Annotated in this window: 1 pseudogene; it reads left to right on the top strand. The window is 56.9% G+C overall.

From position 1 onward, the window contains the following. Nucleotides 1–430: pseudogene (locus ACEWQZ_RS06720) on the top strand (transposase); the annotation flags it as partial. Between the last annotated feature and the right edge of the window lie 55 nt (nucleotides 431–485).

The raw sequence follows: 485 nt of genomic DNA, 5'->3' as shown, positions 1-485 counted from the left end.
CACGGACCACCTGCCCAAAGCCGGGATCAAGTTCGACAAATTCCATGTCATCGCCAAGGCCTCCGAGGCCGTCGATCGGATGCGGCGGATCGAGCAGAAAGCCGATCCGGCTCAGAAAGGTATGCGATGGAAGCTGCTGAGATCCCCCAAGGGGCTTAGCCGAGGCGCTCGGCAGGAGCTCCAGACACTTGTCGCTCGGCTGACGACACTGAGGACGGCACGTGCCTGGCATTACCGCTAGCAGTTGCGCGCCATCCTGCATCGATAGCAGTTCAACGTGGTCCGTCAGATGCTCCACCAGTGTTTTACTAACGTCATGAGCTACTAGGTCGTTCCTATGAAGGCTGTTGCCAAGATGAGAAGGCGACACCTCGATGGCATCGTCGCCTGGGTGAAAACACGCCAGACCAATGGCTTCCTGGAAGCGATCGGAACGTGTCAACATATTCCCAACACATCGGCGACGATTTCTATGTAACAACCTC

The organism is Wenzhouxiangella sp. YN1, assembly GCF_056324145.1.
This window is presented reverse-complemented; position numbering and strand designations above follow the sequence as displayed.